The sequence below is a fragment of the Sporosarcina trichiuri genome (genome assembly GCF_030406775.1).
In the GTDB taxonomy this organism is placed as follows: Bacteria; Bacillota; Bacilli; order Bacillales_A; family Planococcaceae; genus Sporosarcina; species Sporosarcina trichiuri.
Genome location: NZ_CP129119.1, coordinates 1,894,558 through 1,907,178 on the forward strand (window position 1 = coordinate 1,894,558; position 12,621 = coordinate 1,907,178).

Below are 12,621 nucleotides of genomic sequence, written 5' to 3' on the forward strand. Positions count from 1 at the left end.
TCAGACGAGCGAGCCGCCTTTCTTGTGGTACTGCAAAATCCCGTCGGCACAGCGGTAGGCCAGTGCACCGACTGTTCCGGTCGGATTCCGGCCGCTGTTATGGCTGAAGTTGCCGGCCCCGACCACGAAGAGGTTATCCATATCCCAGTGCTGCAGGTAGTTGTTGACGACACTCGTTTCCGGGTCCGCCCCCATGATGGTCCCGCCGGTATTGTGCGTCGACTGGTACGGCACGATATCGTAGTCCTCGATCGGTGCAGCAGCTTCAGTCTTTTTCGCACCCATCTTTTCGGAAACCTCCACCGCTTTCTGTGTCAGATACTTATGGAGATTCCGATCTTGATCCGTGAAATTATACGTCAGGCTCAGCAGCGGCACTCCGTACTTATCCTTATAAGTGGAATCGAGTGACAGGTAGTTCTCTTTGTGCGGCATGGACGCAGCTTGTCCGCCGACGGACAGCGTTCTCGTATAGTTCTGGATGGACGCCTTCTTGAACTCCGCCCCCCACGTCGGGACATCGGACGGAACCGGATTCGTTTCGATCGGCCGCTTCCCGGTCTGCGTCAGCATGAGCATGGAGCCGTGGATGAAATCGAGATCGCTGTGATCGAAGTTGTCCGCATTCAGATCGTCGAACAGCATGCCGAGCGCGCCTGCGCCCATGAACGTATTCATCTGTTCATCGTAATAGCCGGTTGCACCAGGTCCGAGCTGATAGCAATAGTTGCGGCCGAGTGAGCCTTTGCCCGTATCCGGATCGTACTGCTCCCCGATCTCCGACACCATGAGCAGTTTGGCGTTATTCATGACATAGCTCGTCAGCACGACAATATCGGCAGGCTGTACGAACTCTTCGCTTGTTTGCGTGTCTACGTACTTGACGCCGGTCACTTTGTCCCCCTGTTTGAGGATTTCCACGACATTCGCATCGAATACGACGTCATAGTTGCCGGTCTTCTTCGCTGTCGGCAGCACGGTCACTTCCGGTGAGGATTTTGCGCCGTACTCACAGCCGAACCGCTCGCAGAAACCGCAATACTGGCAGGCATTGATGGTCGAGCCATCCGGATTCTCGTACTGTTCGGACAGGTTTGCCGAAGGGATCATGTACGGATGATAGCCGAGATCCGTGGACGTCTTCTCGAATTTCTTCAGGAGCGGGGACTTCTTCATCGGAGGGGTCGGATAATCGGAAGAACGTTTCCCTGCGAATGGGTTCTTATCTTCCCCGGACACCCCTACCGTCTTTTCGAACTTATCATAGTACGGTTCCAGCTCATCATAGGTGATTCCCCAGTCCCTCAGCAGATAGTCGGAAGACAGCTTATCCTTGCCATACCTTTTGTCTGTCATCGTCTTGATTTCAAAATCGTACGGAAAGAAGCGGAACACCATGCCGTTCCAGTGCGTCCCTGCACCGCCGAGCCCTTCCCCGAGCAGGAACGAACCGAGCTGGCGCATCGGCAGCGCCCGCTGTTTCCTGGTGTTCCGGAAGGTGATCGTCTCCTTGGACAGATCCTGCATCAGGTCATAGCGGACAGCATACCGGTATTCGTCGTGGATCATGGTGAAGTCCTTGGTGCCCCGGTCCTTTCCTCGTTCCAGACCGCGCACTTTCAAGCCTGCTTTCGCACATTCCGCCGCTACGATGCCGCCCGTCCAGCCGACACCCACTGTGACAACGTCGACTTTGTCCATTGTTTTCGCCATATTCGTTCTCCTCTCCTTATCCGTCAGTGCTGCATGCTGCTGATCGATTTCGGATCGATCTTCTTGAAGTCCTCATCCTCGATTTCATTGATATACGACATCTGGTGCCCCGGGAAGTCTTTCATCTTCCAGGCGGCCATATCGACGTTGCCGTTGTAGATCGGATCCGCATAGGCCCCTTCGAGTGTGGCGGACCGCAATAATTTGAAGAAGAAGGACGAGTCCGTTCCTTTCATGGTGATCTTGTCCTTTTGGAGATCCGTCAGAATTTCGTCCTTCTGCTCATCCTCGATTTCCGTGAAATCCTTATCGAACCGCTTATTCGCCTCTTCCTGCATCACAGCGATCCCTGTACGGAACAGTTCCGCCCGGGTCAGCGGCGTCTGATACCCCTGTGTCGGTTCCCCTTTGTAGAACGGCCCCTGCATGTATTCACGCGAGTTGCTGCCGTAATTGCCGGCCAGCTGATTGTCGATGAAATACGGGACACCGAGTCCCATTGCACCAGGTCCAAGATCATCCTCCGGGAAGATCCGCTCCGTCGCATGGGCCAGCACTTTGAATTCCGCAGGATTCTGGAAAAACATCAGTCCGCGGTTGATGCGGAAGTCATCCTTGCCTCCGCCGCCCGATGGTTCCGCAGGCTTCGTATCCGTGGACTTCGCGTTATAGCCGACAAGCCCGCCGATCAGACCGCCTCCGACCAATGTCCCTGCTGCAATCCCGCTTGTCTTCAGAAACTCGCGTCTCGATAGATTCTTATTCTTTTCTGCCACGTGTCTGTTCCTCCTCCGCTAATGATTTCACCGATTGCGTCAAATGAAGGAACACAGCATCCCCTATGTACTCTCTCTAATGGAAAACCCGACGCAGAACTTGTCGGCTCATGTCGGGTTTTCTTGCACTTTATCAAACTTTAAGACTATTTACAATTGATAGTGCTTACTTTTCGTAACTATTCCATAGCGGATTTATAGATGAATAACGTAAAAACAGTATGCCGCTCATGTGTCGGAGGCATGCTGCTTTTGCACGGCGGCGTGTCGCGGGTATGCGATATCGGACACATTGTGTGAACTATCGGCCATATCCTGTGAAGTATCGGACACTTGGCCTGGGTTATCGGACATATCTTGTGAACTATCGGACACTTGGCCGAATTTATCGGCATTCGAAAACAATTCAACTGCCGCCAGTTCCCTCATTCCACAGCAAAAAACCGCCGCCCATCATAAGAATGGACAGCGGTTTATTGCATCGTGTATATGGTCCCCGTCACACTTCCACCTCAGGCGCATCAGCCCGCGCTGACGGTTCGATCGATACCGGAGCTTGCTCCGGGTTCTCCGACTCGTCATACAGGTGGCAGGCGACGAAGTGGTCGGCGGCGACTTCCTGGAACGCGGGTTTCTCGATGGCGCACCGGTCATGGGCTTTCGGGCAGCGGAGCCGGAACGGACAGCCGGAGGGCGGGTTGGCGGGATCGGGCACATCGCCCTTCAGGATGATCCGTTCCTTCTTGCTGAACGGGTCGGTCGATGGGATCGCAGACAGCAGGGACTGTGTGTAGGGATGGAGCGGGTTGTCGTAGAGCTGTTCGGTGTCCGTCATCTCCATCATCTGGCCGAGGTACATGACGCCGACCCGGTCACTGACATGTTTGACGACATTCAAGTCATGCGAGATGAACAGATACGTGAGCTCGAGTTCTTCCTGCAGGTCCATCAGGAGGTTCAGGATCTGCGCCTGGATCGACACGTCGAGCGCAGAGACAGCCTCGTCCAGGATGACCAGTTCCGGTTTCAGGATCAACGCTCGAGCGATGCTGATCCGCTGCCGCTGCCCCCCGCTGAACTCGTGCGGATGCCGGTCCAGCTGTTCGCGGGACAAGCCAACTTTCTCCGCGATGTCGATCACGATCTGTTCCGCTTCCTTCCCATTGGCCATCCGATGTGTCAGGATCGGTTCTTTCAACAGCTGCCGGACCGTCATTCTCGGGTTGAGTGAGCTGTAAGGATCCTGGAAGATCATCTGCAGGTCCTTTCGCAGACTTCTGAACTCCCGCTTGCTGTAGTCCATCAGGTCCTTGCCTTTAAAAAGCACCTGTCCCGATGTCGGCTCCTGCAGGCGCAGGATCGTCTTGCCGGTGGTCGACTTGCCGCAGCCGCTTTCCCCGACGAGGGAGAATGTCTCCTTAGGGCGGATGGCAAAACTGATGCCGTCGACCGCTCTCACGTAATTGCTCGTTCTCTTGAAGATGCCGCTCTTCTGCGGGTAGTATTTGGTCAGTTCCCTGACGTCCAGTATGGTCCGTTCTTCCACGTTCATCCCTCCTCCCTATGCAGGAAGCACCTGCTGTGGTGATCTTCACCCACTGCATACATCGGCGGGTCCTGCTGCGTGCAGATATCCATCACATACGGACAGCGGGAAGCGAATCGGCATCCTGTCTTGTTCGCTTCCTTCGGGGACGGCACATTTCCCGGAATGGAGTACAGCCTCTTGCCGCGTTCGCCCAATGAATTGATGGAACTGAGGAGGCCTTTCGTGTACGGGTGCTGCGGGTTGGTGAACAGATTGGCGACCGTCGTCTCTTCGACCAGCGTACCAGCATACATGACCGCCACCCGCTCGCAGATCTCCGCAATGACCCCCAGATCATGGGTGATCAGCAGGATCGACGTATCGTAATCATTCGTGAGCTGCTTCATGAGGTCCAGGATCTGCGCCTGGATCGTCACGTCGAGCGCCGTCGTCGGTTCGTCCGCAATCAGCAGTTTCGGTCTGCAGATCAGCGCCATCGCGATCATGATGCGCTGCCTCATTCCGCCGGACAGCTGGTGCGGGTATTTCTTCAGCAGCTGCTTCGGTTTTGCGAATCCGACTTTGTCCAAAATGTCGATGGTCATGTCATCCATCTGCTTTTTGGAATAATTGCCATGGAACCGCAGAATCTCCTTGATCTGGTGCTCTACGGTGAACAGGGGATCCAGGGCGGTCATCGGTTCCTGGAAGATCATCGAGATCTCCTTTCCCCGGACATCAAGAATCTCTTTCTTCGACAGCTTCGTCAGATCCATCTGCCCATCGAGTACGATGCTGCCTTCGCTGATGCTGAGGACATCCGACAGCAGTTGAAGGATGGACAGCGAGGTCAGGCTCTTCCCGCTTCCCGACTCTCCGACTATGCCATACTTCTGTTTCTTTCCGATGGTCAGGCTGAGGTTTTTCACGACATTGTATGTTTCCTTCTCGACTTCAACGTCGATGGACAGATCTTTGATTTCGAGTAATGATGCCATGTCACTCCCCCCTGACTGCCAGCATCCGTGCAAATGAATCAGGCTGCGTGAAGGAGACCTTTCCCATGATCACCGAATGGTCAGCGCCTGTGGCCGACGGCAGCTGGTTGTACTCCCCCTTCAGGCATTGATAGCCGAGCAAGGCAAACCCCATCGCCTCCTTCAAGTCACTTGAAAACCCATGATCCTCATGGACGCCGACTGTGATACCGGGCAGGTGGTGGGCGATCCGCTCCAACAGATACGGGTTGTAACTTCCGCCACCCCCGATGATGACTTCATCGATCTCGTTATCTTTTCCAATAAGGAACTTCTTATAACTATCCGTAATTGTAAGCGCGGTCCATTCACTGACTGTCGCAACCAGATCCTTGGCATCCAGATGACCGAACTTCTCAAAGATCCCATCGACAAAATGGGAGCCGAACACTTCCCGTCCGGTCGTTTTCGGCGGCTCCACTTGGAGATACTCATGCTCGTTCATGAAGGCAAGCAGTCCGTCATCGATCCGCCCCTCACGTGCATACCGGCCGTCTTTGTCGTACGTCTCCGTCTGACCGCTCACCCGGTAGACCACTTCGTCGATGACCATATTGCCAGGCCCTGTATCGAACGAGAGGATCTGATCCCGTCTGCCGTTCTTTGGCACATAGGTCACATTCCCAATACCGCCGATATTCTGGACGGCTCGGGACCGGTCGCTGTTCGAGAACAGCAAGTAATCGATATAGGACGTAAGAGGCGCCCCATGCCCGCCGGCAGCCATGTCCGCTGTTCGGAAATCCCCGACGACCGCGATATTTGTAGCGTCGGATATGACGGAGATATCCCCGATCTGCAGCGTATTCGTTTCATCCAGCGGACTGTCCCCTTTGTACGGCTGGTGGAAGATCGTATGGCCATGTGAGCTGACAAAGTGGATGTCGCCGGCTGTATGGCCCGATTTCTCCAGCAGCTCGTTAACGGCTTCACCGAATTTTTTGCCAAGATGGAAATTCATAGAACTGATACTCTGCAGGTCAGATGTTGCCTCCGTCGAAATACGCAGCAGTTCCTTCCGCTCTTCCGGTGTGTAGGCGGTCCCTGCCGACTCTTTGACAGACACCTGCAGGTCGCCTTCCGAACCACTGATCTCCACCAGCACGGCATCGATTCCGTCGACTGACGTTCCGGACATGAGCCCGATTGCAAGTACACTCATCCGTTGCACACTCCTTTTCACTTAAGTTGTGGATCCAAGATATCCCGCAGGCTGTCGCCGAATAGGTTGAAACAGAAAATGGTGAAGACGATGGCGCCCGCCGGGAACAGGATCGTCCACGGGGCGAACTCCATATAGGTCCGGCTCGCGTTCAGCATGACGCCCCACGAAGGGTTCGGCGGCTGCACACCGAGACCAAGGAAACTGAGTGCCGCTTCGGTCAGGATCGCCCCGGATAAGCCGAGGGTCACCTGGACGATGAACGGCGCCATGATGTTCGGCGTGATATGCCGGAAGATGATCGTGAACGGCGACACACCGATCGCTACAGCATTTGTAATATACTCGTTCTCCTTCACGCTGATGACGGACCCGCGGACGATCCGCGTGAAAACTGGCATGAACACGATGCCAATGGCGATCATCGTATTCGTCAGGCTCGGCCCGAGGACCGCGACGATCGTCAAGGCGAGCAGGATATCCGGGAAGGCGAACAGCACATCCATGATGCGCATGATGACCTGATCCACGATTCCTTGGAAATACCCGGCGATCAGGCCGAACACCAGCCCGCCGAGCGCACCGATGCCGACAGCAATGACGCCGACCTGCAGGGACACTTTGGCACCGTAGACGATCCGGGAAAAGATATCCCGGCCGAACTCATCCGTCCCGAAGATGAACTTCCCGCTCGGCCCCTGCATCGTGTGCTCCGTGAACATCTGCTCCGGTTTGTACGGGGCGATCGAAGGCGCCAGCACCCCGAGGATCACAACGAGCAGCACCCCGATGCATCCGATCAGTCCGACTTTGTCGTTCTTCAGTCTTTTCAAGAAGCTTTTCATCTCATCACTCTTTTCTATGCAAGTCCCGAAGCTCTATTTGTAACTGATCCGCGGATCCAGATAGGAATACAGCAGATCGACAAGAAGATTGATCATCACGAAGATGAAGGCGATGAACAGGACGGCGCCCTGCACGACCATGAAGTCCCGCTGGGTAATTGCCGTCAGGACCAGCTGCCCCAATCCCGGCAATGAGAAAATCTGCTCGATGATGACCGTTCCGCCCAGCAGCGTCCCGATCTGCAGACCGATGATCGTCAGGATCGGAATCATCGCGTTCTTCAGGGCGTGCTGGAAGATCACGACCCGCTCCTTCGCTCCCTTCGCCCGGATCGTCCGGATGAAATCCTGCCGCAGGATCTCAAGGACCGAGGAACGGGTCATCCGCATGACAGCCCCTGCCATCGACGTACCGAGGACGATCGCCGGAATGATGATGATTTCCAGGTTCCTCACCGGATTCTCGAAGAAACCGACATATCCGACCGGCGGGCTGTAGGAAAAGTACAGCGACAGTACAAGGATGATGACCGTGGCAAGCGCAAAGTTCGGGACGGATACCCCGAGGAGGGAGACGACCCGCAAGCTGAAATCGGTCTTGCTGTTGCGCTTCGTCGCTGCGATGATGCCGAGCGGAATCGAGATGATCCAGGAAATCACCGCGGCGAACAGTGTCAGTTCGAACGTCAGCTTGAAGCGGTTCAGGATATCCGGCAGCACCGCCTTCCCGGTCCGCATCGATTCACCGAAATCACCCGTCAGCACGCCGCCCATCCAGTCTAGATACTGCTGATAGAGCGGCAGATCCAGCCCGAAGTTCTTCCGCAGCTGTTCCAGTGCTTGTGGCGTAGCATCTGTCCCGAGGATGGTCTGGGCGACATCGCCCGGCACCACACGCATCACGAAGAAGATGAATAACGAGACCCCGAACAGCACCGGAATCAGCATCAGCAGCCGTCTGATGATATATGTAAGCAAGTTCACACATCCTTCCGTTATAACACCTCAGGCAGTGCGGCACACGCTGCACTGCCCATGAGGATCCAGTCTTCTGTCACTCTTTGTAGGTCTGATCGATGTCTTCTGCATTATGCGCATGCGGAGTGAAGCCTTTGACGTCCTTCCGCACAGCGACATAACTCTCAGGAGACACAAGGAACAGGTTCGGTGACAGTTCCAAAAGGTCTTTCTGGGCTTTGTCGTAGATCTCTTTCCGTTTGTCCGGATCGACCGTCCGCTTCCCTTCTTCAACCAGCTTGTCGTACTCCTCATTGGAGAAGTTCCAGACGTTCGCGGAACCGTCCGTGCTGAAGAAGTAGTTCATCGCGCGGTCAGGATCTGTTCCGGATCCGTTCCGGCCGATCAGGATATCCGCTGATGTATTGGACCATGTATCGATATACTCGCCCCACTCGATCTGCTTGATGTCCGCTTTCACACCGATTTCCGCCCATTGCTGCTGCAGAAGCTGTGCTGTGTCGACCATGTCAGCATAAGTGGATGCCGTTGTGATTGTTGTCGAGAAGCCGTCCGGATAGCCAGCTTCTGCCAAGAGCTTCTTCGCTTTGTCCGTATCGTTCATATAGACGTCTTCCTCATTCACATCAATCGCCCAGTCGCCCATCGCAGGGGTGATCGGTCCTGTCGTGATCGCCTTTCCGTCCCAGACCACTTTCGCGATGCTCTCACGATCGGTTGCCATGCTCAGCGCCTGTCTCACTTTCTCATTGTTAAATGGCTCTTTGTCGACGTTGAACCCGACGTAGCTGTATTCCAGTGACTGATAATCCTTGATATCGACATTGTCATCATTGCCAAGCAAGCCTGCTGATTTCGATGTCAGGGTCGTCATATCGATTTCACCTGTCCGGATGGCTGAAAGTCTCGCAGCTTCTTCCTTCATCGTGTAGTATTCGACCCGAGCCAGTTTCGGCTTGTCTTCGACGTAGTAGTCTTCGTTCTTCTTCAATGTCACACTGTTGTCCGGCACCCATTTCTCAAAGACGAACGGCCCGGTTCCGACAGCATTCTGCTGCAGATCTCCATTCTCTTCCACGACTTCTTTCGGTACGATTGCCGCACTCGAATTGGTCAGGTTCGTCAGGAACGTTGCATTCGGCTGTTCCAGTTCGAACTTGATCTGATGGTCATCCATCACTTCGATGTTTTTGACATCCGAAAAATACGAACTGATGTGGGACGCCGTCTCTTCATCCATGATGCGATCGAAACTGTATTTGACGTCATCTGCTGTCATTTCACGTCCATTATGGAATTTGACGCCTTCCACCAGATTGAACACGTAGGTGCTGTCATCCGGCTGCTCCCAATCGCTTGCAAGCTGGCCGACGAGCTCCATGTTTTCATCGAACGTCACAAGTCCTTCGTAAATCTTGGAGTAGATCCGCACCGAGGAATGGGCCGGCGTCTTGTGCGGATCGAGTCCTGCCGGTTCCTGATCATTAGCGATCTTGAGAACCTGTTCCGCATCGGAAGAGCCGCCTTTGTCGGTATCACCCGATCCCTCCGATGACGATTTGCCGTTCGAACAGGCGGCTGCCAGAATCACTGCAAACACCATGAGAAAGGAAAGCCAGATCTTCTTCTTCATATGTCATTCTCCTCTACACGTTTTTTAGGATGCAATTGAAAATCTTTTTTCTGAACGGGGTGATGTTTTGCGGCTCACGGCTATGGAGCCGGTTGGTCAGCAGGCTGACGATGAGCTGCCGTTCCGGGACGACCCATAAGGCGGTCCCGGTGAAGCCGGTATGACCGAACCCTTCCGGAAAGGTCTCCCCGAAGTCCCAGCCGAGCCCCCTGTCACCAACCTGGCGGCTTTCGCAAGCCTGCAGCAGCTCATCGGACAGGAAACCCTTCACTCCGAGATACAAGTTCCCGAGTGTCACCAAGTCGTCCGCATCTGAAAAAATCCCCGCGTGCCCTGCTGTCCCGTTCAAGAAGTAATAGCTGTTTCCGTCGTTCACCTCCCCGACGATTGCCGTATGTTCATCGCGCCATCCATCAAAGTGAAGATGGCGTTCGCTGCACATCCGCTTCTCAATGCGGTTGCCGAATTCCGTTGCTGCAATGTTGTGCTTATCCAAAGGGAGGTAGGTAACGGAGTCCAAGTCCAACCGGTTTCCAAAGTACTCACAAACCGCCTCCTCCAGCGTCATCTCTGTAAGCTGTTCGATCACTTTCCCGAGAAGCATGAAATTCAAATCGCTGTAAACCGTCTTCTCTGCAGACTCATGCAGCAGAGGAATGGAGTCCAGGACTTCATAGAATGACCGCCCCCGCTGCGTATACAGCGGATACCAAGCGATCAGGCCGCTGCTGTGCGTCAGTAGCTGCCGGATGGTCAGCGAGGTCAGCTCCGGCCGAGATTTAGCAGCAGGCAGGCATTCGCCAAGAGAGGTATCAAGCGTCAGCCGCCGCTCCGTGATCATGTGCAGAATCACCGTCGAGGTGAATATTTTCGTGATACTCGCGATGTCGAACCGGGTATCCGTGCGGCACGGTTCCACCGTCGCCAGATCACAGACGCCGAATGCTTTTCTGTATACCGATTCTCCATCCAATGAAATGCTGCAGACAGCCGCGGAAAAGTAACCGCTTTCAATGTGTTCTTTAATGATGTCATCGAGCGCTTCCATCTGTCCCATCTTCCTCACCTCCGTTACTTCCTGTTCCTGATGACTTCCCGGGTGCGGTTTAGCCGCTCGACAGAGGAATCCGGATTTTTGGAAACCATGCCCATGAAGAGAATGTCGATCACCGTAAGCTGTGAAATGCGGGAAACGGTCGCTCCGCTCCGAATGCTGTGTTCCGTTGGGGATGCATACAACGCAATATCCGCGAGACTTCGAACCTTGTTGCTGCCATACCGCGTGAGGGAAATGACCGATACACCGCGCTGCTTTGCCACTTGGACAGCTTCCACGATCTCCTTCGTCTCGCCTGAGTATGAAATCGCGAGCATCACATCCTTTTCGGTAAGGTGGACAGCTGTCATCAGCTGTGTGTGACTGTCAGTCAACGCCTCACACCACGTATCGATTCGCTTGCATTTTTGCTCGAAATCGAGCGCCACGATGCCGGAAGCGCCGACACCGAGCACCGCAATCCGACGGGCCGAAAGCAGCAGCTCCACAACCGCCTCCATCTGCTGCCGATCCACCAGGGAGATTGTGCTCTTGATGGACTGCATAGCCGTATAGGAAACGTAATCGACAATCTGGTCCATCCCCTGATCCGCCGGCATATCGGCGTAGTAGGTCTTCCCCTCTGCCTGGTGACTGCTAAGAGAGGCTGAAATTCCGAGCTTCAAGTCATGGTAGCCTTTGAACTGCAAGGCCCGGCACATCCGGATGATGGTCGCCTCACTGGCATGTGATTTCGCGGAAAGCTCCGCAATCGGCATTGTCAGGATGCAGGCCGGATCATTTAGAATAAAGGCAGCCACTTTTTTCTCTGAGGGACTCAGTGAATGGAGCCCCTGTTTGATGCGTTCCAGGGTGTTGTTCATGCTATCTCCCCCAGCATATGAAGTTTAACTACAGAACTTTCTAAAAGATTACTAGTTAAACTTCATGCTAATCTACCAATTCTGAAAAGTCAATGGGGTTTCGTAATGTTTTACAGTTATTTGGCGGGTAAATGATCGATGAGGGGCGATGGGGATTCGAATCGGAGCGGTATCGGCCAAAATGTGTGAACTATCGGCCATAACCTGTGAAGTGTCGGACACTCGGGCGGCGGTATCGGCCATAACTTGTGAAGTATCGGACACTTCGCCGAATGTATCGGCAGCCAGGCACAATTCAACTGTCGCCAGTTTTCTCATTGCACAGCAAAAAACCGCTGCCCATGAAAATTCGGACAGCGGCTTACCACTATTGAATCACCCTGAAACTAGAAATAGACCTGATGATTTTGCCATCAAGTCACACTCCCTCTTCCTACACGTCCGCCAAATCCGCCATCTCAATTGTGACGTGGAACCCTTCGAAAGCTGACAGCATCCGGCCGACTGCCTCCCAGGAATATGGCTGGCCGTCAATGACCATCAGCGGCAATTCCTCATCAGACGGATCATACTGCAGCATGCCTTTCAATACCATGTCACGGCTGGAGAGATATGGCTGGCCGGACGGAAACATTTTGTCTTCCACATACCGGACAGCAAGTCCCCTGCGTGTTTTGCGGACAAGCCGGAAATACAACTCTTGCTGATCGACCGTAACCTCCCCGTCCACGGCAAAGGTATAACCGAACTCTCCACGTTCCCGGGGCGTCAGCGTGACAGCCCCCGGATGGATCGACCACTCTACTTCAAGAATCAGATGGACCCCATCGGCATCCGCGCCCCGAATGACGCTGGCAGACCTGGAAGCGGCACCCGATAGGCAGCTGCCTGCCGCTCAGTATGGCAGGCCATGCAGAGCGACTCTTCACCGTCCCTCACCATCGCTTCCCTCTCTTCGCAGCTCTCACAGATCATCCAATCCTTCCTATCATTTCCTTACGTGATTAGAAAAAAGCATAATCCAACCGT

At 54.3% G+C, this 12,621-nt stretch carries 12 protein-coding genes; all 12 read right to left on the reverse strand.

The genetic code is table 11. The features are described from left to right. Nucleotides 1-1,713, reverse strand: coding sequence for a GMC family oxidoreductase (locus QWT68_RS09735; protein WP_290148138.1), 1,713 nt, complete (start codon nt 1,711-1,713; stop codon nt 1-3). A gap of 23 nt (nt 1,714-1,736) precedes the next feature. After that, entirely contained in the window at nt 1,737-2,489 is a 753-nt protein-coding gene (locus QWT68_RS09740; protein WP_290148139.1) for a gluconate 2-dehydrogenase subunit 3 family protein, read from the reverse strand. A gap of 499 nt (nt 2,490-2,988) precedes the next feature. Beyond that, nucleotides 2,989-4,041 carry an ABC transporter ATP-binding protein gene (locus QWT68_RS09745; protein WP_431312205.1) on the reverse strand — a complete coding sequence of 351 codons (1,053 nt, stop codon included), beginning with the start codon at nt 4,039-4,041 and terminating at the stop codon, nt 2,989-2,991. Beyond that, complete coding sequence (locus QWT68_RS09750) at nt 4,038-5,015, reverse strand: ABC transporter ATP-binding protein (RefSeq protein ID WP_040287466.1); 978 nt, start codon at nt 5,013-5,015, stop codon at nt 4,038-4,040. The genes QWT68_RS09745 and QWT68_RS09750 overlap by 4 nt, the downstream gene beginning before the upstream one ends. Before the next feature lies 1 nt (nt 5,016). After that, nucleotides 5,017-6,216, reverse strand: coding sequence for an anhydro-N-acetylmuramic acid kinase (locus QWT68_RS09755; RefSeq protein WP_290148141.1), 1,200 nt, complete (start codon nt 6,214-6,216; stop codon nt 5,017-5,019). Between the two features lie 17 nt (nt 6,217-6,233). Further along, entirely contained in the window at nt 6,234-7,061 is an 828-nt protein-coding gene (locus QWT68_RS09760; RefSeq protein ID WP_040287467.1) for an ABC transporter permease, read from the reverse strand. 33 nt (nt 7,062-7,094) lie between these two features. After that, the gene (locus tag QWT68_RS09765; protein WP_290148142.1) at nt 7,095-8,039 is read right to left on the reverse strand and encodes an ABC transporter permease; all 945 of its coding nucleotides are present in this window, start codon (nt 8,037-8,039) and stop codon (nt 7,095-7,097) included. A gap of 76 nt (nt 8,040-8,115) precedes the next feature. After that, nucleotides 8,116-9,672, reverse strand: coding sequence for an ABC transporter substrate-binding protein (locus QWT68_RS09770; RefSeq protein ID WP_040287469.1), 1,557 nt, complete (start codon nt 9,670-9,672; stop codon nt 8,116-8,118). Between the two features lie 13 nt (nt 9,673-9,685). Next, entirely contained in the window at nt 9,686-10,729 is a 1,044-nt protein-coding gene (locus tag QWT68_RS09775; protein ID WP_040287470.1) for a serine hydrolase domain-containing protein, read from the reverse strand. Between the two features lie 14 nt (nt 10,730-10,743). Next, a complete protein-coding gene (locus QWT68_RS09780; RefSeq protein ID WP_040287471.1) occupies nt 10,744-11,592 on the reverse strand; it encodes a MurR/RpiR family transcriptional regulator in 849 nt (282 codons plus the stop codon). A 433-nt stretch (nt 11,593-12,025) separates the two neighbouring features. Next, on the reverse strand, nt 12,026-12,439 hold the full coding sequence (locus QWT68_RS09785) for a DUF7713 domain-containing protein (RefSeq protein ID WP_425313933.1): 414 nt from the start codon (nt 12,437-12,439) through the stop codon (nt 12,026-12,028). Next, complete coding sequence (locus tag QWT68_RS09790; protein ID WP_290148144.1) at nt 12,406-12,567, reverse strand: hypothetical protein; 162 nt, start codon at nt 12,565-12,567, stop codon at nt 12,406-12,408. The genes QWT68_RS09785 and QWT68_RS09790 overlap by 34 nt, the downstream gene beginning before the upstream one ends. Nucleotides 12,568-12,621: the final 54 nt, after the last annotated feature.